This window comes from Aquariibacter albus (assembly GCF_014145335.1).
GTDB lineage: Bacteria > Pseudomonadota > Gammaproteobacteria > Burkholderiales > Burkholderiaceae_C > Aquariibacter > Aquariibacter albus.
The window spans coordinates 1,093,725-1,118,793 of record NZ_JACIVI010000001.1 but is presented as its reverse complement, the minus strand read 5'-3'; the positions used below and the strand labels follow the sequence as shown (position 1 = coordinate 1,118,793).

21 protein-coding genes are annotated in these 25,069 nt (G+C 72.1%); 7 read left to right on the top strand and 14 right to left on the bottom strand.

The genetic code is table 11. The features are described from left to right. Nucleotides 1-321 (top strand): P-II family nitrogen regulator, encoded by a 321-nt coding sequence (locus H4F90_RS05020; protein ID WP_182662051.1) that lies wholly within the window; start codon nt 1-3, stop codon nt 319-321. A gap of 103 nt (nt 322-424) precedes the next feature. On the opposite strand, the gene prmB is transcribed toward H4F90_RS05020, so the two are convergent. From prmB to queF, 6 genes are all read right to left on the bottom strand, one after another. After that, the gene (gene prmB, locus H4F90_RS05015) at nt 425-1,342 is read right to left on the bottom strand and encodes a 50S ribosomal protein L3 N(5)-glutamine methyltransferase (protein ID WP_235971955.1); all 918 of its coding nucleotides are present in this window, start codon (nt 1,340-1,342) and stop codon (nt 425-427) included. Further along, nucleotides 1,339-2,526 (bottom strand): succinyl-diaminopimelate desuccinylase, encoded by a 1,188-nt coding sequence (gene dapE / locus H4F90_RS05010; protein WP_182662049.1) that lies wholly within the window; start codon nt 2,524-2,526, stop codon nt 1,339-1,341. The genes prmB and dapE overlap by 4 nt, the downstream gene beginning before the upstream one ends. A 17-nt stretch (nt 2,527-2,543) precedes the next feature. Next, complete coding sequence (locus tag H4F90_RS05005; RefSeq protein ID WP_182662047.1) at nt 2,544-3,707, bottom strand: PilT/PilU family type 4a pilus ATPase; 1,164 nt, start codon at nt 3,705-3,707, stop codon at nt 2,544-2,546. A 29-nt stretch (nt 3,708-3,736) separates the two neighbouring features. After that, the gene (gene dapD / locus H4F90_RS05000) at nt 3,737-4,564 is read right to left on the bottom strand and encodes a 2,3,4,5-tetrahydropyridine-2,6-dicarboxylate N-succinyltransferase (protein WP_182662045.1); all 828 of its coding nucleotides are present in this window, start codon (nt 4,562-4,564) and stop codon (nt 3,737-3,739) included. A 90-nt stretch (nt 4,565-4,654) separates the two neighbouring features. Further along, nucleotides 4,655-5,899 (bottom strand): succinyldiaminopimelate transaminase, encoded by a 1,245-nt coding sequence (gene dapC, locus H4F90_RS04995; protein ID WP_182662043.1) that lies wholly within the window; start codon nt 5,897-5,899, stop codon nt 4,655-4,657. A 76-nt stretch (nt 5,900-5,975) separates the two neighbouring features. After that, complete coding sequence (gene queF / locus H4F90_RS04990; RefSeq protein ID WP_182663056.1) at nt 5,976-6,407, bottom strand: preQ(1) synthase; 432 nt, start codon at nt 6,405-6,407, stop codon at nt 5,976-5,978. A 269-nt stretch (nt 6,408-6,676) separates the two neighbouring features. On the opposite strand from queF, the gene smc reads away from it, so the two are divergent. The 4 genes from smc (at nt 6,677) to H4F90_RS04970 (ending at nt 14,568) form a co-directional block, all read left to right on the top strand. Next, a complete protein-coding gene (gene smc / locus H4F90_RS04985; RefSeq protein WP_182662041.1) occupies nt 6,677-10,201 on the top strand; it encodes a chromosome segregation protein SMC in 3,525 nt (1,174 codons plus the stop codon). After that, nucleotides 10,198-11,574: a cell division protein ZipA C-terminal FtsZ-binding domain-containing protein gene (locus H4F90_RS04980; protein ID WP_182662039.1), complete on the top strand. Its 1,377-nt coding sequence runs from the start codon at nt 10,198-10,200 to the stop codon at nt 11,572-11,574. Before smc ends, H4F90_RS04980 begins: the two co-directional genes overlap by 4 nt. 55 nt (nt 11,575-11,629) lie before the next feature. Continuing rightward, nucleotides 11,630-13,789 (top strand): NAD-dependent DNA ligase LigA, encoded by a 2,160-nt coding sequence (ligA, locus tag H4F90_RS04975; RefSeq protein WP_407926157.1) that lies wholly within the window; start codon nt 11,630-11,632, stop codon nt 13,787-13,789. A gap of 233 nt (nt 13,790-14,022) precedes the next feature. After that, entirely contained in the window at nt 14,023-14,568 is a 546-nt protein-coding gene (locus H4F90_RS04970) for a PEP-CTERM sorting domain-containing protein (RefSeq protein ID WP_182662035.1), read from the top strand. A 30-nt stretch (nt 14,569-14,598) separates the two neighbouring features. On the opposite strand, the gene H4F90_RS04965 is transcribed toward H4F90_RS04970, so the two are convergent. From H4F90_RS04965 to H4F90_RS04935, 7 genes are read right to left on the bottom strand one after another with little or no spacing between them, the layout of a single operon-like run. Then, nucleotides 14,599-15,366 (bottom strand): ABC transporter permease, encoded by a 768-nt coding sequence (locus H4F90_RS04965; RefSeq protein ID WP_182662033.1) that lies wholly within the window; start codon nt 15,364-15,366, stop codon nt 14,599-14,601. Next, nucleotides 15,363-16,196, bottom strand: a complete 834-nt coding sequence (locus H4F90_RS04960; protein ID WP_182662030.1) for an ABC transporter ATP-binding protein — start codon at nt 16,194-16,196, stop codon at nt 15,363-15,365. The genes H4F90_RS04965 and H4F90_RS04960 overlap by 4 nt, the downstream gene beginning before the upstream one ends. Further along, on the bottom strand, nt 16,193-17,236 hold the full coding sequence (locus tag H4F90_RS04955) for an ABC transporter substrate-binding protein (RefSeq protein WP_182662028.1): 1,044 nt from the start codon (nt 17,234-17,236) through the stop codon (nt 16,193-16,195). The genes H4F90_RS04960 and H4F90_RS04955 overlap by 4 nt, the downstream gene beginning before the upstream one ends. Before the next feature lie 54 nt (nt 17,237-17,290). Next, nucleotides 17,291-18,520 carry a M20/M25/M40 family metallo-hydrolase gene (locus H4F90_RS04950; RefSeq protein ID WP_182662026.1) on the bottom strand — a complete coding sequence of 410 codons (1,230 nt, stop codon included), beginning with the start codon at nt 18,518-18,520 and terminating at the stop codon, nt 17,291-17,293. Beyond that, nucleotides 18,517-20,325, bottom strand: coding sequence for a 2-oxo-4-hydroxy-4-carboxy-5-ureidoimidazoline decarboxylase (gene uraD, locus H4F90_RS04945; RefSeq protein ID WP_182662024.1), 1,809 nt, complete (start codon nt 20,323-20,325; stop codon nt 18,517-18,519). The genes H4F90_RS04950 and uraD overlap by 4 nt, the downstream gene beginning before the upstream one ends. Beyond that, on the bottom strand, nt 20,325-21,272 hold the full coding sequence (gene puuE, locus H4F90_RS04940; RefSeq protein ID WP_182662022.1) for an allantoinase PuuE: 948 nt from the start codon (nt 21,270-21,272) through the stop codon (nt 20,325-20,327). Before puuE ends, uraD begins: the two co-directional genes overlap by 1 nt. A gap of 10 nt (nt 21,273-21,282) precedes the next feature. Next, entirely contained in the window at nt 21,283-22,068 is a 786-nt protein-coding gene (locus tag H4F90_RS04935; protein WP_182662020.1) for a GntR family transcriptional regulator, read from the bottom strand. Nucleotides 22,069-22,135: 67 nt separating this feature from the next. Here H4F90_RS04935 and uraH point away from each other — a divergent pair, with 67 nt between their 5' ends. Beyond that, complete coding sequence (gene uraH / locus H4F90_RS04930; RefSeq protein WP_182662018.1) at nt 22,136-22,489, top strand: hydroxyisourate hydrolase; 354 nt, start codon at nt 22,136-22,138, stop codon at nt 22,487-22,489. A 69-nt stretch (nt 22,490-22,558) separates the two neighbouring features. Next, on the top strand, nt 22,559-23,761 hold the full coding sequence (locus H4F90_RS04925; RefSeq protein WP_182662016.1) for a urate hydroxylase PuuD: 1,203 nt from the start codon (nt 22,559-22,561) through the stop codon (nt 23,759-23,761). 108 nt (nt 23,762-23,869) lie between these two features. Here the strand turns inward: H4F90_RS04925 and H4F90_RS04920 are convergent, their stop codons facing one another. Then, nucleotides 23,870-24,973, bottom strand: a complete 1,104-nt coding sequence (locus H4F90_RS04920; protein ID WP_182662014.1) for a porin — start codon at nt 24,971-24,973, stop codon at nt 23,870-23,872. Between the last annotated feature and the right edge of the window lie 96 nt (nt 24,974-25,069).

Sequence of the window (25,069 nt, the reverse complement as noted above, 5' to 3'; positions counted from 1 at the left end):
ATGAAAGAGATCAAGGCCGTGATCGGCCCCCAACGACTCGAAGGCCTCTACGAGGTGCTGCGCGCCGTGCCCGGCTTCCCGGGCATGACCGTCAGCCGCGCCGAGGGCTATGTCGGCCCCAGCCCGCAGTTCAAGGCCAGCATCCGCGACCAGATCACCGACCATCTGCCGCGCGTGCGCCTGGAGATGCTGGTGCCCGACGAGGTGGCCGAGCCGCTCTTCGAGGCCGTCGTCAAGCATGTGAAGGCCGGTGCGCCCGGGGACAGCCTGGTCTGGATGACCGAGGCCCTGCGGGCAGCCTTCGTGCACAAGACGGTGTGATCCGCGTCGCCCGGGGCCTGCCGCCCGGGCGACCGTTCAAGACCAAGGGGCCGGTCCGCGCGAGCGGGCCGGCCCCTTGTCGCAGGGCGCGGGCAGGGCGGTTTCAGCCGCCGGCCAGGTCGTCGCGCCGCAGCAGCAGCACCTGATCCTCGCCCGCGCTCACCTCCAGCCAGATCGGCTGCAGCTGCGGAAAGGCGGCTTCGAAGTGCGCGCGCTCGTGGCCGATCTCGAGCACCAGCACGGCGTCCTCGCTCATGCGCGTGGGGGCGGCGGCGAGCAGGGCGCGGATGAAGTCCATGCCGTCCTGGCCGCCCGCCGGGTTGCCGTCCAGGGCCAGCGCGGGTTCGGCGCGGAACTCGGGCGGCAGGGCGGCCATGGAGGCGGCATTCACATAGGGCGGGTTGCAGACGATGAGGTCGTAGGGCGCGCGGCCGGTGGTGGCGGCCAGGCCGTCGCCCTGCAGCAGGGTGATGCGGTCCTGCAGGCCGTGGCGGTCCACGTTCAGCCGCGCCACGGCCAGCGCGTCGGCGCTCAGGTCGGCGGCGTCCACCTGCACCTCGGGCCAGGCCAGGGCGGCCAGCACGGCCAGGCTGCCATTGCCGGTGCAGAGGTCGAGCACGCGCTGCGTGCGCTCGCTGAGCCAGGCGTCGAGCAGGCCCTGGCCGTCGGCGTCGGCGATCAGCTCGGCGATGAAGCTGCGCGGGATGATGACGCGCCGGTCCACCGTGAAGGGCAGGCCCTGCAGCCAGGCCTCGCCGGTCAGGTAGGCGGCGGGTTCGCGGCTGGCGATGCGGCGGTCGATGAGCGCGGCGGCGCGCGCCGCCGCGTCCGGGCTCACGCCCTGAGCCGGGGCCTCGCCCAGCGCCTCCATGGGCAGGCCCAGGGCCCACTGCACCAGCCAGGCGGCCTCATCCCGGGCGTTGGTGGTGCCCTGGCCGTAGCTCAGTTGCGCGGCGTCCAGCCGGGCGGCCTCGCGTTCGACCAGGGCCTCCAGGGTCAGCACGGGGTGCAGGTCCTTCATGCGACCAGCCTCTGCATCACGCCCTGGTAGATGGCAGCCAGCGGGCCGAGTGCGTCGACGGCCACATGCTCGTCGATCTGGTGGATGCTGGCATTGACCGGGCCGCATTCGGCCACCTGCGGGCAGAGGCGGGCGATGAAGCGGCCGTCCGAGGTGCCGCCGGTCGTCGAGAGCTCGGTCTCCAGGCCGGTGGCCTCGCGGATGCTGGCGCGCAGGGCCTCGGTGAGCGAGCCCGGCTCGGTCAGGAAGGGCCGGCCGCCGAGGGTCCAGTCGATGCGGTGGCGCACGCCGTGGCGATTCAGGATCTCGCCGATGCGCTGCTGCAGGCCCTCGGGGGTGGAGGCGGTGGAGAAGCGCAGGTTGAAATCGACCACCGCCTCGCCGGGGATCACATTGGTGGCGCCGGTGCCGGCGTGCAGGTTGGAGACCTGGAAGCTGGTCGGCGGGAAGTGGGCGTTGCCGGCATCCCAGACGGTCGTGGCCAGCTCGGCCAAGGCGGGCGCGAAGGTGTGCAGCGGGTTCTCGGCCAGCTGCGGGTAGGCCACATGGCCCTGCTTGCCCAGCACGGTGAGCCGGCCGGAGAGCGAGCCGCGCCGGCCGTTCTTCACCATGTCGCCCACGGCCTGCACGGCGGTGGGTTCGCCGACGATGCAGGCGTCCAGGCGAATCCCTTCGGCTGCCAGCCACTCGCAGACCTTGACCGTGCCGTCATTCGCCGGGCCTTCCTCGTCGCTGGTCAGCAGCAGGGCCAGGCTGCCGGCGGGCTCGGGCGTGTCGGCCAGGAAGGCTTCGAGGGCGGCCACCCAGCAGGCGATGGAGGCCTTCATGTCGGCCGCGCCGCGGCCGTAAAGCTTGCCGTCGCGGTGGCTGGGCACGAAGGGCGGGCTGGACCAGCGTTCGACCGGGCCGGTGGGCACCACGTCGGTGTGGCCGGCGAAGACCAGGGTGAAGCCGGCGGCGCCCGCCGTGCCGCGCCGCAGCGCCCACAGATTGCGCACGCGGAAATCGGCCGGGCCGCTCTCCAGCACCTGGAAGCCGAAGCCCAGCGGGGCCAGCGCCTCCTGCAGCAGGGCCTGGCAGCCGGCGTCGTCGGGCGTGACCGAGGGGCGGGCGATCAGGGCTTCGGTCAGCGTCAGCGCGCGGTGGGCGCGGACGAGGGCGGGGTCGGACGGCGGCAGCGGCATGGGGGTGGGGCAGGGGCTCAGGGCGCCGAGGCGTCCAGGCGCAGGTCGGGGAAGGCGGCAGACGCTGCGGCCGGCGCCTCGGCGGCGGCCGGTCGGGCGGCGGCGCCATGGTCCAGGCGCCACATCAGGTTGCTGGGCGAATCGGCCTGGGCCAGCGCATCCTCGCGGCGCACCTGGCCGCTGGCGATCAGGCGGGCCAGGTCCTCCTCGAAGCTCTGCGAGCCCTCGGCCAGCGACTGGACCATCGCCGCCTTCACGCCCTGCAGATCGCCCTGGGCGATGCGCTCGGCCACCAGCGGGCTGTTGCGCAGCAGTTCGACGGCCGCCAGGCGACCGCCGCCCACGGCCGGCAGCAGGCGCTGCGAGACCACCGCCTTCAGCGCGGCGGCCAGGTCGTCGAGCAGCACCGGCCGGGCTTCCGGCGGGTAGAAGCTCAGGATGCGGCCCAGGGCATGGTGGGCGTTGTTGGCATGCAGGGTGGCCAGCACCAGGTGGCCGGACAGGGCGAAGGAGATGGCGGCCGAGAGGGTCTCGCGGTCGCGGATCTCGCCGATCAGCAGGCAGTCCGGCGCCTGGCGCAGGGCATTGCGCAGGCCGGTGGCCAGGTCAGCCACGTCGCGGCCGATCTCGCGCTGGTTCACCAGCGCGCGGTGGTTGGGGAAGTGGAATTCGATCGGGTCTTCGATCGTCAGCACATGGCCCGGCCGCTCGCGGTTGCGGTGGTCGATCATTGCGGCCAGCGTCGTGCTCTTGCCGCTGCCGGTGGCGCCCACCACCAGCACCAGGCCGCGCTTCTCCCGCATCAGCCGGGCGAGGCTGTCGGGCAGCTTCAGCTCGGCCAGGCTCGGGATGAGGACGGGGATGGCGCGGATCACCGCGGCCACCGCACCGCGCTGCCGGAAGGCGCTGAGCCGGAAGCTGGCCAGGCCCTCGATGCGGTGGCCGGCGTTCAGCTCGCCCTCGGCCTCCAGCCGGGCCAGTGCGGCGGCGGGCAGCAGGCCGGCCAGCAGGGCCCGCGCGCCGCCCTCGGGCAGCGCCAGGCCGGTCGGCTGAAGCTCGCCGTCGATCTTGAACTGCGCGGGCGCGCCGTCGGCCAGGAAGAGGTCGGAAGCCCGCCGCGCCACCATGCCCTGCAGCAGGGCCAGCAGCGGGGGCGCGTCGGCGCGGTCGGCGGGATCCATCGGCACGGCGGCCGGCGCGGCGGCGGGACTCAGCCGCGCAGCAGTTCGTTGATGCTGGTCTTGGCGCGGGTCTGCGCATCGACCTTCTTGACGATCACGGCGCAGTAGAGGCTGTACTTGCCATCGGCCGAGGGCAGGTTGCCACTGACGACGACCGAGCCCGCGGGAATGCGGCCGTAGCTGACCTCGCCGGTGGCGCGGTCGTAGATCTTGGTGCTCTGGCCGATGTAGACGCCCATGGAGATCACCGAGTTCTCCTCGACGATCACGCCCTCGACCACCTCCGAGCGGGCGCCGATGAAGCAGTTGTCCTCGATGATGGTCGGGTTGGCCTGCAGCGGCTCCAGCACGCCGCCGATGCCGACGCCGCCCGAGAGGTGCACGTTCTTGCCGATCTGGGCGCAGGAACCGACGGTGGCCCAGGTGTCGACCATCGTGCCTTCGTCCACGTAGGCACCGATGTTGACGTAGCTGGGCATCAGCACCGCGCCCTTGGCGATGTAGCTGCCGCGGCGGGCCACGGCCGGCGGCACCACGCGCACGCCGGCGGCGGCGATGGCGGCATCGTCCATGTGCGAGAACTTGGTGTCGACCTTGTCGAAGTAGGTCAGGTCGCCCGAGCGCATGACCTTGTTGTCGTTCAGGCGGAAGGACAGCAGCACCGCCTTCTTGACCCACTGGTGCACGGTCCACTGGCCGACGGCCTGGCGCTCGGCCACGCGCAGGCGGCCGGCGTTCAGGTCGGCGATGACGGTGTTGACGGCGTCGCGGACCTCGGCCGGCGCGCTGGCGGGCGAGAACTCGGTGCGGCGCTCCCAGGCGGCGTCGATGGTGGCTTGCAGGGCGGCGAAGGACATGGTGGGGCTCTTGTTCGGTTCGGGGGAAACAGCCGGCGCCGCGCGGGCGCGGAGTCCAGGCCGGTGGGGGTGGGCGGCGGCGGTGGGGCCTCAGCCGCCGCGGCGCAGGGCCTCGGCGATGCGTTCGGCGGCCTCCACGCATTCCTCGACCCCGGCCACCAGGGCCAGGCGGATCCGGCCTTCGCCGGGGTTGCGGCCGCCGCTGTGACGGGCCAGATAGCTGCCCGGCAACACCGTCACATTGTAGGAAGCCAGCAGCTCGCGGGCGAAGGCCTCGTCCGCCGAGTGCGTGGCCGTGGCGCAGGCGGCGGGCACGCCGGCCCAGAGGTAGAAGCCGGCGTCGGGCAGGCGCACGTCCAGGCCGGCGGCCTGCAGCAGGGGCGTGACCCGCGCGAACTTCTGGCGGTAGAGCGCGCGGTTGGCCACCACATGGACCTCGTCGGCCCAGGCCGCCACGCTGGCGCGCTGCACGCTGGGGCTCATCGCGCCGCCGTGGTAGGTGCGGTACTTGAGGAAGGCCGCCAGCAGCGCCGCGTCGCCCGCCACGAAGCCCGAGCGCAGGCCCGGCGCATTGCTGCGCTTGGACAGGCTGGTGAAGCTGATCAGGCGCTTGAAATCGTGCCGGCCCAGCGCGGCCGCGGCCTCCAGGCCCCCCAGCGGCGGGCCGCCGGCGGCGCCGCGCGGCGTGTCCTCGGGGCCGAACCAGATCTCGCTGTAGCACTCGTCGCTGGCGATCACGAAGCCGTGTTCGTCGCTCAGCGCGAAGAGCCGGGCCCATTCCGCCAGCGGCATCACCGCACCGCTGGGGTTGCCCGGCGAGCAGACATAGAGCAGCCGCGTGCGTGCCCAGGTGGCCGCGTCGATCGTGTCCCAGGCCGGCGCGAAATTGCGCGCCGGGTCGCTGTTGGCGAAGACCGGCGTGGCCCCGGCCAGCAGGGCGGCGCCTTCGTAGATTTGATAGAAGGGATTGGGGCAGACGACCACGGCCTCGCGGTCGGCCGGGTCGATCACCGTCTGCGCCAGTGCGAACAGCGCCTCGCGCGAGCCGTTGACCGGCAGCACCTGGCGGGCGGCGTCGACCGTCACGCCGTAGCGGCGGCCCAGCCAGGCGGCGCAGGCCTCGCGCAGCGCGGGCTCGCCCGCGGTGGCCGGGTAGGCCGACAGGCCGTCAAGCGCGCCGGCCAGCGCGGCCTTGAGGAAGTCGGGCGTCGGATGCTTGGGCTCGCCGATGCCCAGGCTGATGGCACGGTGCGCGGCGCTGGGCTGCACGTCGGCCGTCAGGGCCTTCAGGCGTTCGAAGGGGTAGGGCTGCAGCAGGGCGAGGCGCGGGTTCATGGGCGCGGATTATCCGGGTGCCCGGCCTGCCACCTGCCCCGGCGGCAGGCCGCCGCGGCGGGGAACGGGGCGGCGCTCAGGCCAGGGCGCGCATCTCGCCCGGCACGGCCGGCAGGTCCACGCGCGGCTGCGGCGTCCAGCCCTTCTGGCGGTGCTCGACGACGACGTTGGTGAAGATGCCGCCGCGCACATACCACTTGGCGGTGATGCGGCAAAAGCGCGGGTCGGTGGCCTTCACCAGGTCGGACAGGATGGTGTTGGTCACCTTCTCGTGGAAGGCGCCTTCGTCGCGGAAGGACCAGAAGTACATCTTCAGGCTCTTGAGCTCGACGCAGGCCTGGTCCGCGATCATCTCGATGGTGAAGTGCGCGAAGTCCGGCTGGCCGGTCAGCGGGCAGTGGCAGGTGAACTCGGGCACGACGAACTGGATGAGGTAGTCGCGTTCGGGCGCCGGGTTGGGGAAGACGTGCAGTTCCTTGCTGGGGCGGCTCGGCGGGTTCGGCGGCATGGCGCGCTGCACGGCACCGGCCGGCAGCTTGGCGGCGCGGCGGCGCGGGGCCGGCGCGGCGGCCGGGGCGGTCTTCTTCGTGGAGGGCATGGCGGTTCGGGCCGCGGCGCGCGGGCCGGTTCAGGGAAAGCCCGATGCTATCATCCAGGCCCTTTGAAGGCCCGCAAGAAGGCCAAAAAGTCCAATTGAATCAATGACTTGAAAGCGAAGGGTGGCGCTTGCCGGGACCTCCCCCCGGGGCGCCGCCGCCCGCGACGACGGTCTCCGCCATGCGCCTCACGTCCATCAAGCTCTCGGGCTTCAAGTCTTTCGCCGAGCCGACCACCTTCCAGCTGCCCGGGCAGCTCGTCGGCGTGGTCGGCCCGAACGGCTGCGGCAAGTCCAACATCATGGATGCGGTGCGCTGGGTGCTGGGCGAGAGCAAGGCCAGCGAGCTGCGTGGCGAGTCCATGCAGGACGTGATCTTCAACGGCAGCGGCAACCGCAAGCCCGCCAGCCGCGCCAGCGTCGAGCTGGTCTTCAGCAACGAGGACGGCCGCGCCGGCGGCAGCTGGAACCAGTACGCCGAGATCGCCGTCAAGCGCGTGCTGACCCGCGACGGCACCAGCAGCTACTTCATCAACAACCAGCCGGTGCGGCGCCGCGACGTGCAGGACGTCTTCCTCGGCACCGGCCTGGGCCCGCGGGCCTACGCCATCATCGGCCAGGGCACGATCAGCCGCATCATCGAGAGCAAGCCCGAGGAGCTGCGGCTCTTCCTCGAGGAAGCGGCCGGGGTCTCGAAGTACAAGGAGCGCCGCCGCGAGACCGAGCTGCGCCTGCGCGACACCCGCGAGAACCTGACCCGGGTCGAGGACATCCTGCGCGAGCTGAACGCCAATCTGGAGAAGCTCGAACAGCAGGCCGAGGTCGCGCAGCGCTACCACGCCCTGCAGGCCCAGGGCACGACGCGCCTGCACCAGCTCTGGTTCCTGAAGGCCCGCGATGCGGCCGGCGAGCAGGCCCGCGTGACCCTGGCCACCGCCGAGGCCAGCACCGCCCTCGAAGCCCGGGTGGCCGAGCTGCGCGCGACCGAGGCCGCGCTCGAGCGCATCCGCCAGGACCACTACGCCGCCGCCGACCAGCTGCATGCCGCCCAGGGCGGCCTGGCCGAGGCGCAGCTCGAAGTCAGCCGCCTCGAGGAGCGCATCCGCTACGTCCTCGAAGGCCGGCAGAAGGCCGAGGCCCGCCTCGCCGACCTGGCCCGCCAGGACGCACAGTGGGCCGATCGCCGCGCCCAGGCCGAGGCCGAGCTCGAGCAGCTCGCCGAGCAGCAGCTCGCCGCCGACGAGCAGGCCGAGCTGCTGGCCGCCCAGGCCGAGGAAGAGGCCGGCCGCCTGCCCGCTGCCGAGGACGCGCTGCGCGCCGCCCAGGCCCGCGCCAATGCGCAGCGCCAGCAGGTCGCCGAGGTGCAGCAGCAGCTCAGCCTGCTGGCCGCCGAATCCCGCAGCCTCGACGAGCAGGCCCGCGGCCTGCAGGGCCGCCGCGAGCGCGCCAGCGCCGAGCAGCGCGCGCTGGTCGCGCCCGACGAGGCCCGCCTCGCCCAGCTGCGCCTGCAGCTGCAGGATGCCGAGGAACGCCAGGCCGAGAGCGCCGCCGTCGCCGAGGAGCTGGCCGCCGAAGTGCCGGCCCTCGACGAGCAGCGCCGCGCCGATCAGGCCGAGGCCGCTGCCCAGGCCGCGAAGCTGGCCGAGCTGGGCGCCCGGCTCGATGCCCTGCGCGCGCTGCAGGCCAAGGTGCAGACCGAGGGCAAGCTCGCCCCCTGGCTGGCCCGCCACGGCCTGAGCGAGCGCGCCGGCCTGTGGAGCCGCCTGCACATCGAGCCCGGCTGGGAGACCGCGCTGGAGGCCGCGCTGCGCGAGCGCATCAACGCCCTGGAAGTCGGCCGGCCCGAGACCGTCCGCGCCTTCGAGCAGGACCCGCCGCCGGCCAAGCTGGCCTTCTACACCCCGCCCGCCACGCCGCTGAGCGCCCCGGCGGCCGCCGCGCTGCCGCGGCTGGGGGCCCTGCTCAAGCTCGACGGCGACGCCGGCCTGCGCGCGCTGCTGAACGACTGGCTCGAAGGCGTCTACACCGCCGACAGCCTGGAGGCGGCACTGGCCGCGCGCAGCCGGCTCGGCCATGGCGAGGTCATCATGACCCGCGCCGGCCATGCCGTCAGTGCCTATGCCGTGGCCTTCCACGCGCCCGATTCCGAGCAGGACGGCCTGCTGGCCCGCGCCCAGGAGATCGAGAACCTCGACCGCCAGCTGCGCGCCCAGGGCCTGATCGCCGACGAGGCCCGCCACCGCGCGGTCCGCGCCGAGGCCGCCTACACCGAGGCGGCCCAGCGCCAGGTCGGCGTGCGCCGCACGGCGGCCGAGGCCCAGCAGGCCGCCCACGGCCTGCAGGTCGAGGTGCTGCGCCTGGCCCAGCAGAGCGAGCAGGCCCGCGAGCGCCGCGCCCAGATCGGCGCCAGCCTGGCCGAGATCGACGAAGCCCTGGCGGGGCTGGACGAGCGCCGCGCCACCGGCGAGGCCCGCTTCGAGGAGCTGGACCTCGAACTCGGCCATGCCCAGGAAGCCCATGCCACGCTGGAGGAAGGCGTGTTCGAGGCCGAGCGCGCCCTGGGCGCGGCCCGCGAGCAACTGCGCCGCCTGGAACGCGAGGCCCAGGAAGCCACGTTCCAGGCGCGCGCCCTCGGGGCCCGGCGGGGCGAGCTGCAACGCGCGATCGAGACCGCCGACCAGCAGCTGGCCGCCCACGCCGCCAGCGCCGCGCAGCTTCAGCAGGAGCTGGCCGCCTTCGCCGAGGCCAGCGCCGACACCGGCCTGCAGGACGCGCTGGAGCGCCGCGCCGCCCGAGAGGCCGTGCTGGCCGAGGCCCGCAGCGCACACGACGAGCTGTCGGCCCAGCTGCGCCGGCTCGACGAGGAACGGCTCGGCTTCGAGCGCAGCCTGGAGCCGCTGCGCGAGCGCATCAACGCCCTGCAGCTCGAGGCCCAGGCGGCCACCCTCGGCGGCCGGCAGTACGAGGAGCAGCTCGACCAAGCCGGCGCCGACCGCGCCGAGCTGGCCCGCAGCATCGAGCGCGACGGCATCCGCCTGCATGGCCTGCAGGCCGAGATCGACCGCCTGCAGCGTGAACTGAACGCCCTGGGCGCGGTCAACTTGGCCGCGCTCGACGAGCTCAGCGCCGCCCGCGAGCGCAAGGGCTTCCTCGATGCGCAGACCGCCGACCTGATGGACGCCATGCAGACCCTGGAAGACGCGATCGCCCGCATCGACCTGGAGACGCGCGACCTGCTCAAGGGCACCTTCGACACCGTCAACGAACACTTCGGCCGCATGTTCCCCAGCCTCTTCGGCGGCGGGCAGGCGCGGCTGATGATGACCGGCGACGAAATCCTCGACGCCGGCGTGCAGGTCATGGCCCAGCCGCCGGGCAAGAAGAACAGCACCATCCACCTGCTCTCGGGCGGCGAGAAGGCCCTGACCGCGATCGCGCTGGTTTTCGCCATCTTCCAGCTGAACCCCGCGCCCTTCTGCCTGCTCGACGAGGTGGATGCGCCGCTCGATGACGCCAACACCGAGCGCTACGCCAAGCTCGTCAAGCACATGTCCGCCGGAACGCAGTTCCTCTTCATCTCCCACAACAAGATCGCCATGGAAATGGCCGGCCAGCTGATCGGCGTGACCATGCAGGAGCAGGGCGTCTCGCGCATCGTCGCGGTCGACATGGAGGCTGCGGCCTCGATGCTGGAGGCCGCGGCATGAGCGCACTGCAGCTCTGGCTGCTGGCCCTGGGCCTGCTGCTGCTGGCCGGTCTGGCCGCCCACGGCGCCTGGCGCACCCGCCGCAGCCGGCCGCGCCGGCCGCTGCGTCCGGCCGAGGCGCCGGCCGCGGACGAGCCCGCCGCACCGCGCCGTGAGCCGGGTTTCGAGCAGCCGCTTCCCGAGGGGCCCGAAGCGGCGGCCACCGAGCGGCAGCTCGCGCCGCGGGTCGAGGATGCCGAACGGGCGCCCAGCCCCGGTCTGGCGCTCGACCTGCTCCGCGGCGCCGAGGCCCCGGCCCGGCGTCCGGAAGCGCCGGCCGAGGCGGCCCCCGCGGCGGCGCCCGCCGAGCCCGTGGCCGAGCCGGTCGAGGCCGAGCTGCTGCCGCCGCCGCCGCGCCGCCGCGAAGGGCCGCGCATCGACCTGCGCATCGACTGCCCGGCCACGCTGCGCCTGAACCCGCCGCTCAGCGGCGACGCGCTGCTGGCCCATCTGCCCGGTGCCCGCCGCGTCGGCAGCAAGCCCCTGCTGGTCGAGGCCAGCCCGCAGCAGGTCCCGGCCCCGGCCGAGCCTGCGCTGCCTGCCGAGCCTGCGCTGCCTGCCGAGCCTGCGCCCTGGGACGCGCCGGTCGAGGCCCCGGAGGTCGCCCCCGACATGGCCTCGGCGCCGCCTCCGCCCGCTCCGGCTCCCGAGCCCGAGGCCCTGCACTGGGAGAGCCCGCGGCCCGGCACGCTCTATGGCAGCCTGCGCCTGGCCGTGCAGCTGGCCAGCCGCAGCGGGGCCCTCAACGAGATCGAGTTCAGCGAGTTCGCGCAGAAGGTCGAGGGCCTGGCCGACACCCTGCAGGCCAGCTTCGAGCTGCCCGACATGCGCGAGGCCGTCGAGCGCGCCCGCAGCCTCGACGCCTTCGCCAGCGCGCACGATGCCCTGCTCAGCCTGCAGCTGCGCGCCCGCCGCGCCGCCTGGACCCCGGGCTTCGTCCAGCAGCAGGCGCGCAGCCTGGGCCTGATGCACGGCGTGCTGCCCGGGCGGATGGTGCTGCCGGCCAGCGAGGCGGGGGCGCCGCCCCAGCTCGTGCTGCAGATGGATGCGCAGGCGGCCCTGGCCGACGAGCCCGAGCGCGCCGCCGTGCGCGAGCTCACGCTCAGCCTGGACGTGCCCCAGACGCCGCAGCAGCACCAGCCCTTCGAGGCCTGGGTGCGCCTGGCCGGCCAGCTCGCCGAGGCCCTGGAGGCCGAGGTTTGCGACGACGCCGGCCAGCCGATCCCGCCGCAGGCCTTCGAGGCCATTCGTGCTTCCCTGGCCGAGCTCTATGCCGAGCTGGAGGCTGCCGACCTGCCGGCCGGCTCGGTTGCGGCGCGCAGGCTCTTTGCCTGAGCCTCGCGCGGCCCGCCGTCGATTGCCTCCCGTCCACCGCCTGACCCTGCCTGCCGTGCCCACCGACGACCTGTTCGGCCCGGCCCCCGCGCCGGCCGCCACCCCCGCGCCCCAGGGCCCCGCGCTGCCGCCCGACACGGCCCCGCCGGCCGAGCGTGCCGCCGCGTTGCGTGCCTGGCTGCAGCACCACGCGCATGCCTACTACGTGCTCGATGCGCCCGAGGTGCCGGATGCCGAGTACGACCGCGTCTTCGCCGCCCTGCAGGCCCTGGAGGCCGCGCAGCCCGCGCTGCGCACCCTCGATTCGCCCACCCAGCGGGTGATCGGCCAGGTGCTTGAGGGCCTGCAGCCGGTGCGGCATGCGCTGCCCATGCTCAGCATCCAGACCGAGACCGACACCACGGCCCAGGGCGCCATCGCGTTTGATGCCCGCGTGCGCCGCGAGCTGGCCCTGCCGCCCGAGGCGCCGCCGGTCCGCTATGCGGCCGAGCTGAAGTTCGACGGCCTGGCCCTCAACCTGCGCTACGAACAGGGCGTGCTGGTGCAGGCCGCCACCCGCGGCGACGGCGAGACCGGCGAGGACGTCACCCAGAACATTCGCACCATCGCGCAGATTCCCCTGAGGCTGCGCGGCAGCGCCCCCGAGGTGCTGGAGGTGCGCGGCGAGGTCTACATGCGCCGCGACGACTTCGAGGCCCTCAATGCCGCCCAGCGTGCCAAGGGCGAGAAGACCTATGTCAACCCGCGCAACACCGCCGCCGGCGCGGTGCGCCAGCTCGACCCGGCCGTCACCGCGCAGCGTCGCTTGAGCTTCTTCGCCTACGGGCTGGGCGAGGTGGTCGGCTGGGGGCCGGACAACGCCGACCAGCCGGCCCGGCACAGCGCCTTGCTGGATGCCTTGGCCGCCATGGGCCTGCCCGTCTGCGCCGACCGCACGGTGGCCGAGGGCCCCGAGGGCCTGGTCGCCTTCCATGCCGCCCTTGCCGCGCGGCGCGATGCGCTGCCCTTCGACATCGACGGCATCGTCTACAAGGTCGACGAGCGCGCCCTGCAGCAGCAGCTCGGCTTCAAGAGCCGCGAGCCGCGCTGGGCCGTCGCCCACAAATACCCGGCCCAGGAGCAGCTCACCACCCTGCTGGCCATCGATGTGCAGGTCGGCCGCACCGGCAAGCTCACGCCGGTGGCCAAGCTGGCGCCGGTCTTCGTCGGCGGCACCACGGTCAGCAACGCCACCCTGCACAACGAAGACGAGGTCCGCCGCAAGGACGTGCGCGAGGGCGACACCGTCATCGTGCGCCGGGCGGGGGACGTGATCCCCGAGGTGGTCGGCGTCGTGCCGGACCGCCGCCCGCCCGAGGCCGCGGCCGCCGCGCCCTTCGACCTCTACCAGAGGCTCCAGGGCCGCTGCCCCGTCTGCGCCAGCCCCATCGCCCGCGACGAGGGCGAGGTCGACTGGCGCTGCAGCGGCGGCCTGATCTGCCCCGCGCAGCGCAAGCAGGCCCTGCTGCACTTCGCCGGCCGCCGCGCGCTGGACATCGAGGGCCTGGGCGACAAGCTGGTCGAACAACTCGTCGACGGCGGCCTGGTGGCCAGCCTGCCGGACCTCTACAAGCTGGGCATCGGGCATCTGGCCGCGCTGGAGCGCATGGCCGAGAAGAGCGCCGCCAACCTGGTCGCCGGGCTGGAGAAGAGCAAGCAGACCACGCTGGCGCGCTTCCTCTTCGGCCTGGGCATCCGCCAGGTCGGCGAGGCCACGGCCCGCGACCTGGCGCGCCACTTCGGCCGCCTCGACCGGCTGATGGACGCCAGCCTCGATGCGCTTCAGGCCGTGCCGGACGTGGGGCCCATCGTGGCCGCCAGCCTGCGTGACTTCTTCGACCGGCCGCTGAACCGCGAGATCGTCGAACAACTGCGCGCCGCCGGCCTGCGCTGGGACGAGCACGAGGGCGTGCAGGCCGAGGCCCCGCTGCCCCTGGCCGGCCAGACCTTCGTGCTGACCGGCACCCTGCCCACCCTGGGCCGGGACGAGGCCAAGGCCCGCATCGAGGCCCTGGGCGGCAAGGTGGCCGGCTCGGTCTCGAAGAAGACCCGCTGGGTGGTGGCCGGCGAAGCCGCCGGCAGCAAGCTGGACAAGGCGCGCGAGCTGGGCGTGGAGATCATCGACGAGCCGGCCCTGCTCGCGCGGCTGGCTGCGGCAGTCGCGACGGCGTCCTGAGTCGCGACGTCCCGCCCGGGCCGACCACGAGGCCCGTCCCCCGCCGGCGCGTGCTGGCGGGGCAGGGGGCGAAGGAACGCACACGCAGCCCCCGCGAGTGCGGGGGCTGGGCGATGGCTGCGATGCCTATGATTGCATCCACCCCCAAAAGGGGGTTCTCCGTGCGATGGCGTCGGACGCCCCGCGCCGAAATCCCCTCCCCAGCCTCCAGGCCTTCGCCCCTCAAGGACCCCATGCGCTCCATCGCCCCCCGGCTTTCCGCTGCACTGAGTTTTGCCGCCCTGAGCGCCTTGGTCTCGCCCGCCCAAGCCCTGATGGGCGACACGGTGTCGTGCGAAGGCCTGGCCAGCTACCGGTGTTCCACACCGACCGCCGTGGTGGGTGCGGGTGTCGAGTTCACCTCCACCGCGAACGGGTTTGGATACAGCTTTGACTTCGACGCCAGCGGCCTGACGGTCACCGTGCTGAGCATCGCGCCCGGTCCCTCGATTGCCGAAACCTTTTTGTTCGCCGACCTGAGCACGCCCTTCACCACCTTCAGCCTGGCATCCAGCAGCCTCCCGACCCTCGATGCCAGCGCGGTGGAGATCGACACGGGCGCCCTGAGACTCAATGTGATGGACGGCTTCATTGCCGTGGGCCAGGCGGCCCGCATCAATCTCGTGCCCGCCACCCCGGCCATCCCCGAGCCCGGCAGCTACGCCCTGATGGCCGGCGGTCTGGCCCTGCTGGGCTGGCTGGGCCGCGGCCGGCGCCGTCAGGGCGCCGTGCTTCGCTGAGCGGGCGGGGGACCGCGCCCCCGGTCCGCTTCAGGGGTTCTGGCTGCCCCGGTGGGCCCAGGCCGTCGTGCGCTTCTCGACGACCGAAAAGAGCTCGTACATGGCCATGGCCATGGCGCCGATGACAACGAGGCCGGCGAAGGCCAGGCCCATCTGCATCGAGCTGCCAGCGCTGATCAGCAGGTAGCCGATGCCTTCGTTGGCGGCGGTCATCTCGCTGACGGTCGTGCCGACGAAGGCCAGGGTGATGGCCACCTTCAGCGAGCCGTAGAAGTAGGGCATCGAGCGCGGCAGGCCGACCTTGATCAGCACGTCCCAGCGCTTGGCGCCGAGCACGCGCAGCACGTCTTCCAGCTCGGGTTCCAGCGTCGCCAGGCCGGTGGCGATGTTGACCATGATCGGGAAGAAGCTGATCAGGAAGGCCGTCAGCACGGCCGGACCGACACCGATGCCGAACCAGACCACCAGGATGGGCACGAAAGCGGCCTTGGGCAGGGCGTTGAAGGCCGTCATCAGGGGATAGACCGCGGCATAGGCCATGCGCGAGCTGCCGATCAGGAAGCCCAGCAGCACGCCGACGACGATGGAGATCGCGAAGCCGACCATCGTGACCCAGAAGGTCCGCCAGGCATGCTGGGCGATCAGGGCCTGGTTCTCCAGCAGCTGCTGCGCGATCTGACTGGGCCGCGGGAAGATGAACTCCGAGACGCCCAGGGCCAGGCAGATCAGCTCCCACAGCAGGATCACGGCGAGCAGCAGGCCCCAGGGAGCCCAGCGTTCGAGGGTCCTGGGCTTCATGCCAGCACCTCCTTCACACCGCCCACGGGTTTGCGCAGCGCGCCGATGTGCTCGCGCAGCTCGTGCACGAGCTCGCTGAAGGTCGGGGTGTAGGTGATCTCCAGATCACGCGGGCGCGGCAGGTCGATCACCCGCCGGGCCAGGATGCGGCCCGGGCTGCGGCTCATCACGTAGACGGTGTCGGCCAGGTAGACGGCCTCGCGCAGGTCGTGGGTGACGAGGATGACGTTGAACTGCTGCACCGTCCACAGGTCGCGCAGCGTGTTCCAAAGCTCCTCGCGGGTGAAGGCATCGAGCGCGCCGAAGGGTTCGTCGAGCAGCAGCATCTTCGGTTCGTGGATCAGCGCGCGGCAGATGCTGGCGCGCTGCTGCATGCCGCCGGAAAGCTGCCAGGGAAACTTGTCCTCGTAGCCGCCCAGGCCGACGGTCTGCAGCAGCTTGCGGGCGCGGGCCTCGAACTCGGCGCGGCGGGCCTTGAACTGGCTGCGGTGCGGTTCGACGATCTCCAGCGGCAGCAGCACGTTCTCCACCGTGGTCCGCCAGGGCAGCAGGCTTGGCGCCTGGAAGGCCATGCCGGTGATCTTCAGCGGGCCGGTGACGGCCTGGCCGTCGATGGTCACGCTGCCGCGGCTGGGGCGGCGCAGGCCGGTGGCCAGCTTCATGAAGGTGGACTTGCCGCAGCCCGAGGGGCCGACGATGGCGATGAACTCGCCCCGCCGCACGGACAGGTCGATGGCCTCCACCGCGAACTGGCCCTTGGCCAGCAGTTCGTCGTTGTAGGCCAGCCAGACCTTGCTGAACTCGACGAAGGGGTCGGCGCTTGCGTTCATTTCTTGGCCGCCGGCAGGATGTTGCGAGCTGCGGCGGCCGGCAGGTAGGCCTCGCTCCAGACCGCATTGGGATCGACGCGGCTCTTGGTCGCGTAGGCGTCGGCCACCTGGCTGGCCATCAGTGCCAGGCGCGGGGCGGACACCGCGCCGAAGCCGTCGGCGCGCGCATCGGGCGTGGCCACCGAGCTGTCGATGGCCAGGCGCAGGCGGCGCTCTTCCAGGCTGGCGTTGACGATGCCGTCGCGCTCCTTCACGAAGGCGGTGGCGGCCTTGGGGTCGGCCATCACCTCCTTCGCGCCCTGGGTGAAGGCGCGCAGGAAGGCCTTCACCGCCTCGGGGTTCTTCTTGAGGAAGTCCTGGCCGACGATGATGGCGTTGCCGTACAGGCGCACGCCGTGCGCCGGGTAGGGCAGCACGACCACGTCCTCCGGCTTCACGCCGCGGGCCTCCAGGTTCAGCAGGCTGGTGAAGTAGAAGCCCGTGATGGCATCGAGGTCGCCGCGGGCCAGCATGGTCTCGCGCAGGCTCGGATCCATGCCGACCCACTCGACCTTGCCGATGCCATTGGCCTTGTCGAAGATCGGCCAGGCCTTGCGGCCGGCGTCGAAGACCGGGGCGCCGAGCTTCTTGCCGGCCAGGTCCTTCGGGCCCTTGATGCCGCTCTTCTTCAGCGCCAGCACCGCGGCCGGCGTGTTGTTGTAGACCATCATCACCGCCACCGGCTTGTTCGGCGCGCCGGGGTTGTTGGCGTGGAACTCCATCAGTGCGGCCAGGTCGGCCAGACCCATGTCGTAGGTGCCCGAGGCCACCCGCGTCACGGTGGCGCCGGAGCCGTTGCCGGCGTCGATGCTGACCTCAAGTTTCTCGGCCGTGAAATAGCCCTTGGCCGCAGGCAGCAGGAAGAAGGCCGAGGGGCCTTCGAAACGCCAGTCCAGCTGGAAGCGGACCGGGGTGGTCTGGGCCAGGGCTGGCGTGCCGATCAGCAGGGTGGCGGCCAGGCAGGCCAGGCGTCGAAGGCTGTGTCGTTTCAGGGCTCGCATCGGGAACGCTCCGCATCGGGGGGATGCGGCCGGTGGAGCAAGGACCGTGCGCGTTCAGCCCAAAAGTGCATACAAAGTTCGTGCGACGACCTTCGTCGCACGGCGCAGGTCTTCGAGCACGATGTGCTCGTCGGCCCGCTTCGCCTGGCTCTCCAGCACGGTGCGCGGGCCGGCCCCGTAGATCACCGCAGGGATGCCCTGCTCACAATAAAGGCGTACGTCCGTATACAGCGGCGTGCCCATCACCGGGATGGGTTCGCCGAAGATGGCCTCGGCATGCGCCTGAAGTGCATCGACCAGCGGCTTGTTGCCGGGCAGCGGCTTGAGCGCATGGCACATCAGCATGCGGCGGATCTCGACCTGCAGGCCGGGCACCGTGGCGGCGGCCTCGGCGATCACGCGGCGGATGTCGGCCTCCACCGCCACCGGGTCTTCCTCGGGAATCATGCGGCGGTCGAGCTTGAAGCTGACCTTGCCGGGCACCACATTGGTGTTGGTGCCGCCCTGGATCAGGCCGACGTTCAGGTAGGGGTGGGTGATGCCGGGCACCTGCGAGCAGAGGCCCTTGTACTGCGCGTTCTGCGCGTACAGCGCATTCAGGATGGCGACCGCGCCCTGCAGCGCATCGATGCCGGTGTGCGGGATCGCGGCATGGGCCATGCGGCCCTGCACGGTCACTTCCATCTGCAGGCAGCCGTTGTGCGCGGTGACGATCTGGTAGCTGAAGCCGGCGGCGATCAAGAGGTCGGGCCGGGTCAGGCCGCGGCCGAGCAGACGGGCCGGGCCGAGCTCGCCGCCGAACTCCTCGTCGTAGGTGAAGTGCAGCTCGACCCCGCCCTTGAGCGGCCGGCCCAGGGCTTCAAGGGCCCGCACGGCCTGGATGTAGGTGGTGAAGTCGCACTTGCTGACGGCCGCGGCGCGGCCGTAGAGCCTGCCGTCGACGATCTCGCCGCCATAGGGGTCGTGCGTCCAGCCTTCGCCGGGCGGCACCACATCGCCGTGGGCATTGAGCGCGATCACCGGCCCGCCCGGGGCGTAGGGGCGGCGCACGATCAGGTTGGTCAGGGACTGCAGGCCCTGGGCACGCACCTCGGCCTCGGGCACCTCGTCCTTCTCGGCGACGAAGCCGAAGCCGGCCAGCAGCTCGGCCGTGCGCTCGGCATGCGGCGCGTTGTCGCCGGGCGGGGTGTCGGTCGGCACCCGGACCAGGGCCTGCAGCAGACGGACCTGCTCGTCGAAATGGGCGTCGATCCAGGCGTCGAGGGCGGTGTCTGCGGCGCTCATCGGGTCTCCTCCGGGGCGAGCTGTTCAAGCAGGTTCAGGAAGGCCTCGACGGCGAGCTGCATGTCGTCGGCCGTGGTCGATTCCAGCGGGTTGTGGCTGATGCCGCCGTTCTGGCCGCGCACGAAGAGCATGGCCTGCGGCAGGGCCTCGTGCAGCTTCATCGCGTCATGGCCGGCGCCGCTGGGCAGGGTGTGCACCGGCAGGCCCAGGGCCTCGACGGCCTTTGCCCAGCGGGCCTGCCAGACCGGGTCGCAGGGGGCGGCCGGCGCGCGCAGCGAGGGGGTCACGCGGTGACCCAGGCCGCGTCGTTCGCACACCGCGGCCAGCGTGGCCAGGGTGTCGTCGTAGCAGGCATCGCGCACCGCATCGGTGGTGGCGCGGATGTCGAGCGTGAAGCGGCAGCGGCCCGGCACGACATTGACCGAGCCGCCCGGCACCTCCAGCTGGCCGACGGTGCCGACCAGGTCGGGTACGGCCGCCGCGCGCTGCTCCAGGGCCAGCAGCAGCTCGGCGGCGGCGGCGGCGGCATCGTGGCGGCTGCCCATCGGCGTGGTGCCGGCGTGGCTGGCCACGCCCTGCAGCTCGACGACCGCGCGCACGCTGCCGTTGATCGAGCGCACCACGCCCAGCGGCAGACCCAGGCCATGGAGCACCGGGCCCTGTTCGATGTGGACCTCGACGAAGCCCATGTAGTGCGCCGGATCGCGTCGCAGCGCGGCAATGGATTCCAGGGTGCCGGGCAGGCCGGCGGCCTGCATGGCCTCGCGCATCGTCACGCCCTCGGCATCGGTCTGGTCCAGCCAGGCGGGATCGAAGGCGCCGACGAGTGCACCGGAGCCGAGGAAGGTCGCCCGGTAGCGCTGCCCCTCCTCCTCGGCGAAGCCGATCACTTCCACGTCGAAGGGCAGGCGCCGGCCCTGGCGGCGCAGCGCGGCCAGGGCGACCATGGGCACCACGATGCCGAGCCGGCCGTCGTACTTGCCGGCGTTGCGCACGGTGTCGTAGTGGCTGCCGCTCAGCAGGCGCGGCGCACCCGGCTGGCTGCCGCGCCACAGGCCGACGACGTTGCCGACGGCATCAAGGCCGACCTCATCGCAGCCGGCGGCTTGCATCTGCGCCTGCAGCGCCTTCGCGCAGGCGCGGTGGGCCGGGCTCAGGTAGGTGGCGGTCAGCTCGCCGCGCTCGGCCCAGGGCGTGTCGCTGTAGGCGGCCAGGGCCTCGCAGGCGTCCCAGGCCGCTTCGCCGAGCCGGGGCTGCACGCCGAACTTGTCGTTGAGCCGGATCTCGGCGATGCGGTGGATGTTGCGCAGGCACTCGGCCAGTTCCTGCGCGGGCTGGGCCGCCAGCCGGCGCTCGAGCGTGGCCAGGATCTCCTGGCGCGGCAGGCCGAGGCCGCGCGGGCCGCGCACGGCCAGGATGAAGGGCCAGCCGAAACGTGCGTTGTAGGCCGCGTTGAGGCTTTGCACGGCGGCGAACTCCGCCGGGCTGCACTGGTCCAGGCCGGCACGGGCCTGCTCGCCGGTGGACTCGGCCGTCAGCTCGCCGGCCAGCGCGGCCTTGCCGGCCAGCTCGGGGTGGGCGCGGATCAGCGCGAGCTGGGCTGCGCGCGGCGCCTCGTCGACGGTGCGCACCAGCGTGTGCTTGAAGCCGGCCAGGCTGCGCCAGCCCGCGGCCGGCCGCGCACGCACGGCCGCCTCGACGATCCATGGCGAATGCTCGTAGAGGCCGTCCAGGCCCCGGGCGGCGTCCTCGGGGCCGGCGGCATTCAGCCAGGCCAGGGTGCGGGGGCTCGGGGGCTCGGCCATCAGGCGCTCTCCGTCCAGGGGTGGGTGGCGATCCAGTGCCGCGCGATGTCGATGCGCCGGGCCACCCAGACCCCCTCGTGCGCCAGCGCGTGGTCGAGGAAGCGCGCCAAGGCGCCGATCCGCCCGGGCTTGCCGAGCAGGCGGCAGTGCATGCCGATCGACATCATCTTGGGGCGGTCCAGGCCGGCGGGATCGCCTTCGGCATAGAGCGCGTCGAAGCTGTCGCGCAGGTAGCTGAAGAAGTGCTCGCCGGTGTTGAAGCCCTGGGCCTGCACGAAGCGCATGTCATTGCAGTCCAGCGTGTAGGGCACGATCAGGTGCGGCCGGACCTGGCCGTCGCTGCGGCGCACGCGGGTCCAGAAGGGCAGGTCGTCGCCGTAGTAGTCGCTGTCGTAGAGGTAGCTGCCCTCGTCGACCAGCAGGCGGCGGGTGTTCGGGCTGTCGCGGCCGGTGTACCAGCCCAGCGGCCACTGGCCGCCGCTGAGTGCGCGCAGCTGGGCGGTGGCCTCGATCAGGTGGGCCCGCTCCTCGGCCTCGGGCATCTGCTGGTAGTGGATCCAGCGCAGGCCGTGGCAGGCGATCTCGTCGCCGCGCGCGAGGAAGTGCTGCGCGAGCTCGGGGTAGCGCGCCAGCGCCATGCCGACCCCGAACACGGTCAGCGGCAGGCCGCGGGCTTCGAAGGCCCGCAGGATGCGCCAGACGCCGACGCGCGAGCCGTACTCGTACATCGACTCCATCGACAGATGGCGGTCCGGGAAGGCCTGGGCGCCGACGATCTCCGACAGGAAGACCTCGGAGGCGGGGTCGCCGTGCAGCACGCAGTTCTCGCCGCCCTCCTCGTAGTTCAGGACGAACTGCAGCGCGATGCGCGCGCCGCCCGGCCAGCGGGCGTGGGGCACGTCGCGGCCGTGGCCACGCAGGTCGCGGGGGTAGGGGGCTTCGGACAAGGCAGGGGGCTCAGGGCGAGGCTTTGCGGCGACGCCCCACCGGGGCGGGGGCGTCGGGGCTCAGGGCCGACTGCAGGTCCTGCACCCGCGGGAAGAGACGCAGGTTGCGTTCCACATTGCCGAGGTGGCCCGACAGCAGCTTGACGGCCGCCTTGGCGTCGCGTTGCTCCAGCGCGTCGACGATGGCCACATGCTCCTCGTGCGAATGCTCGGCCGAGTGCGAGGACTGGTACATCAGCGAGATCAGCGAGGAGCGCGAGAGCAGGTCGCCCAGCATCTCGGCCAGCACCGCGTTGTGCAGCATGCGCGCAAGCAGCACGTGGAAGTCGGCCAGCAGGCGCGTGCGGCCGGGCACGTCGGTGCGGGCGATGGCCTCGCCCTCCGCGGCCAGATGCTGGCGCAGGGTCTGGACCTGACTGGGCGTGATGCTGCGGCAGAGCTGCTGCACCATCACCGATTCCAGCATCTTGCGCACTTCGAAGACCTGCTGGGCTTCCTCGACGCTGGGCTCGGCGACGAAGGCGCCGCGGGCGGGCTCCAGCCGCACCAGGCGGTCGCGGCTGAGCTGGTTCAGCGCCTGCCGAACCAGCGTGCGCGACACCTTGAAGATGTCGGCGATCTTCTGTTCAGCCAGCTTGGTGCCGGGCATCAGCCGGCGTTCGACGATGGCCGAGGTGATCGACTCGGCGATGCGCCGGGTCGTGTCGAGGTCGGGGGCCGAGGCGCTGGCAGCCGTGGTGCGGCCGCGCACAGCGCTGGGGCGGATGGCGTTCAGTTTGGGGGCGGAACGAGGCATGGCGCGAAGTATGCAATGGGCATGCGCAGCGCGGCATGCATGCCCAACTGCATACACTTCAGGAACCATGGGACGACTCACCACCCACGTGCTCGACACGATGAACGGCTGCCCCGCGGCGGGCATGGCCGTGGCCCTGTGGCGGCTCGGGCCCGAGGGTCCGGTCTGCCTCGTCCGCCTGCAGCTCAACGACGACGGCCGGGCCGAGGGTCCGCTGCTGCAGGACGATGCGCTGCAGCCGGGGGCCTATCGCCTGGTCTTCTCGGTGGCCGACTACTTTCGCGCCCGCGGGGTCGAGCTGCCCGAGCCGCCCTTCCTCGATGCGGTGCCGCTCGACTTCGGCCTGGCCGATCCGCAGGCGCACTACCACGTGCCGCTGCTGGTCAGCCCCTGGGCCTACTCAACCTACCGCGGCAGCTGAGCCTGCGCCCTCCGGTCGCAGCCCGCCGCAGGCTGCCCCGCCCTTCGATCCTCCCCTTCCAAGCGCGCCATGGATGTCTACCTGCTCGACTGGGCCAATCTGCTGCTGCGCTGGCTGCATGTGCTGACGGCCATCGCGTGGATCGGTGCCTCGCTGCACTTCGTGCTGCTCGACAACAGCCTCTACAAGCCCGGCGACCCCGATTTGCTGAAGAAGGGGGTCGACGGCGAGGCCTGGGCCGTGCACGGCGGCGGCTTCTACCACTCGAACAAATACCTGGTCGCGCCGCCGAACCTGCCGGACAAGCTGCACTGGTCCTTCTGGGAAAGCTATGCGACCTGGCTCTCGGGCTTCGCGCTGCTGTGCGTGCTGTACTTCGTCAATGCCGCGAGCTTCCTGGTCGATCCCCGGGTCTTCGACTGGAGCCCCTCGGCCGCGATCGCGGGTTCGGTCGCCTACCTGGTGCTGGGCTGGGTCGTCTATGACCTGATCTGCCGCATCGTCGGCCGCCGGCCCGACGGTTCGGTGGGGAGCGACCTGAAGGTCGGCCTGCTGGTCTTCGCCTACACCTGCACCGCCGCCTGGATCGCCTGCCAGCTCTTCGCCGGCCGGGCGGCCTTCCTGCTGACCGGCGCCATGCTGGCCACCGTCATGAGCGCGAACGTGCTCATGGTCATCATCCCCGGCCAGCGCAAGGTGGTGGCCGCCCTGCGCGCCGGCCAGCCGGTCGACCCCCAGCACGGGCGACGCGGCAAGCAGCGCAGCGTGCACAACACCTACTTCACGCTGCCGGTGCTGGTGGCCATGCTGTCCAACCACTACCCGATGCTGACGCAGCACCCCCAGCGCGCGCTGCTCCTGGTGCTGCTGATGCTGGCCGGCGCGCTGATCCGGATGTTCTTCGTGCTGCGCCACAAGGCCCCGCCCCGCTGGGAGATTGCCGCGGCGGCCGTGCTGCTGCTGGGAGGGGTGGCCATGCTCGCCCGGCCCGAACCGCCGCCTGCCGCGCCGGCGGGCAGCGTGCCCACCCCGGCCGGCTTTGCCCAGGTGCAGGCCGTCGTCACGCAGCGCTGCGTGCCTTGCCACAACGCCCAGCTTGCGAGCAAGGGGGTGCAGCTGCATGAGCCCCAGCGCATCCGCGACCAGGCCCAGGCCATCCACCAGCAGGTCGTGCTGCTGCGCGCCATGCCGCTCAACAACGCGACCGGCCTGAGCGAGGGCGAGCGCCTGCTGATCGACCGCTGGGCGTCCGCCGGATTCCCGGGCCCCTGAACCCTCGTCGCAGGCCGAAAAAAAGGGCGGCCCGCAAGGACCGCCCGAACGCATGAAACACCCGAATGCACGGACCGGCCCCGCACGGCCGGTCCGATCCCACAAGGCTCAGAAGCGGTGGCGCAGGCCGAAGCCGTAGCTGTTGCCGCTGATGAAGCGGCCGTAGTTGCGCAGGCTGTTCGCATTCGGCGCCAGCGCCACGCCCTCTTCCTGCGTTTCGCGCATCGCGACCACGGTGATGTCGGTGCGCTTGGACAGCGGCAGGTTGTAGCCCAGGCTCAAGGTCTTGAGCGTGGTGTCGTCGGTCGAGTCGGTGTCGTCCTGCCCGTAGCTGGCCAGCACCTTGCCCCGGCCCAGCGGCACGGCCACGCCGACCTGGACGATCCGGTCCTCGAAGCCGGTGGGCTTGTCGGCGATCTCGGTGTATTGGGCGGAAAGCTTCAGCAGGCCGAAGTCGTAGCTGGCCGCGAGCATGCCGGTGACCTGGCTCCGGCCCTGGGTGGAGGCGGCCCCGACCTTCACGTCCTGCATCGTCAGCGTGGTGCTGAAGGCGCCTGCGTTGTAGCTGAGCATGAAGCTCTGGGCCTCGACCACGCCCAGGCCGCCGTTGCCGGTGTCCTTCTCGCCCGCGGCGGCCATCACGCTCAGGTTGAAGCCGGCGATCTTCGGCGACAGGTAGTGGATCGAATTGCTCCAGCCCGAATCGCCGCGCACCTTGCCTTCGTTGCCGCTGAAGATGTGGCGGATCGTCGGCGACCAGCCGAAGCCCGAGCCGAAGGGGTTGTAGAGAAAGCTGGTCGTGAACAGATGCGTCGTGTGGCGGCCCAGGCGCAGCTCGCCGAACTGCTTGCTGGCCAGGCCGGCATAGGCCTCGCGGGTGAACATCTGGTCGCTGTTGAAGCGGCCGAGCTCGCCGGTGTCCGGGCGGAAGAAGGATTCGAGCAGGAAGACGGCGCTGAGGTCCTCGCTGAGGACCTCCTTGCCGCGCAGGCCCCAGTAGCTGGTCTGCTCGTTGTTGCGGTCCAGCTTGGCCGTGCGTTTCCAGTCGTTGATGATGCCGCCGCCGACCACCTGTTCCTCGGGCCGCTGGAAGCTGCCGAGGCCGATGTCGATCATGCCGTAGAGCTGCACGCTTGACTGGGCCTGAACCGCCAGCGCCGGCAGGCTGAGAGCCAGGGCCGCGGCGCAGGGTTTCAGGGATGTCTTGATCATGAATGGGTCCTCCGGTTGATGCTGCGCTTTGCAGTCCGGCACCCCGGAGTGCAAGGGATGTGCCGCCTCGGAAAAGTGCATGCAATCAGGTGCGCA

Excerpts from the sequence above, each read along its gene's own strand:
- H4F90_RS04950 (WP_182662026.1), bottom strand. The coding sequence starts at position 18,520 with ATGAGCGCCGCAGACACCGCCCTCGACGCCTGGATCGACGCCCATTTC.
- queF (WP_182663056.1), bottom strand. The coding sequence starts at position 6,407 with ATGCCGCCGAACCCGCCGAGCCGCCCCAGCAAGGAACTGCACGTCTTC.
- H4F90_RS04970 (WP_182662035.1), top strand. The coding sequence starts at position 14,023 with ATGCGCTCCATCGCCCCCCGGCTTTCCGCTGCACTGAGTTTTGCCGCC.
- H4F90_RS04920 (WP_182662014.1), bottom strand. The coding sequence starts at position 24,973 with ATGATCAAGACATCCCTGAAACCCTGCGCCGCGGCCCTGGCTCTCAGC.
- H4F90_RS04965 (WP_182662033.1), bottom strand. The coding sequence starts at position 15,366 with ATGAAGCCCAGGACCCTCGAACGCTGGGCTCCCTGGGGCCTGCTGCTC.
- uraH (WP_182662018.1), top strand. The coding sequence starts at position 22,136 with ATGGGACGACTCACCACCCACGTGCTCGACACGATGAACGGCTGCCCC.
- dapE (WP_182662049.1), bottom strand. The coding sequence starts at position 2,526 with ATGCCGCTGCCGCCGTCCGACCCCGCCCTCGTCCGCGCCCACCGCGCG.
- H4F90_RS04960 (WP_182662030.1), bottom strand. The coding sequence starts at position 16,196 with ATGAACGCAAGCGCCGACCCCTTCGTCGAGTTCAGCAAGGTCTGGCTG.
- uraD (WP_182662024.1), bottom strand. The coding sequence starts at position 20,325 with ATGGCCGAGCCCCCGAGCCCCCGCACCCTGGCCTGGCTGAATGCCGCC.
- H4F90_RS04955 (WP_182662028.1), bottom strand. The coding sequence starts at position 17,236 with ATGCGAGCCCTGAAACGACACAGCCTTCGACGCCTGGCCTGCCTGGCC.
- dapD (WP_182662045.1), bottom strand. The coding sequence starts at position 4,564 with ATGTCCTTCGCCGCCCTGCAAGCCACCATCGACGCCGCCTGGGAGCGC.
- dapC (WP_182662043.1), bottom strand. The coding sequence starts at position 5,899 with ATGAACCCGCGCCTCGCCCTGCTGCAGCCCTACCCCTTCGAACGCCTG.
- H4F90_RS04925 (WP_182662016.1), top strand. The coding sequence starts at position 22,559 with ATGGATGTCTACCTGCTCGACTGGGCCAATCTGCTGCTGCGCTGGCTG.
- H4F90_RS05005 (WP_182662047.1), bottom strand. The coding sequence starts at position 3,707 with ATGGATCCCGCCGACCGCGCCGACGCGCCCCCGCTGCTGGCCCTGCTG.
- H4F90_RS05020 (WP_182662051.1), top strand. The coding sequence starts at position 1 with ATGAAAGAGATCAAGGCCGTGATCGGCCCCCAACGACTCGAAGGCCTC.
- H4F90_RS04980 (WP_182662039.1), top strand. The coding sequence starts at position 10,198 with ATGAGCGCACTGCAGCTCTGGCTGCTGGCCCTGGGCCTGCTGCTGCTG.
- smc (WP_182662041.1), top strand. The coding sequence starts at position 6,677 with ATGCGCCTCACGTCCATCAAGCTCTCGGGCTTCAAGTCTTTCGCCGAG.
- prmB (WP_235971955.1), bottom strand. The coding sequence starts at position 1,342 with ATGAAGGACCTGCACCCCGTGCTGACCCTGGAGGCCCTGGTCGAACGC.
- H4F90_RS04935 (WP_182662020.1), bottom strand. The coding sequence starts at position 22,068 with ATGCCTCGTTCCGCCCCCAAACTGAACGCCATCCGCCCCAGCGCTGTG.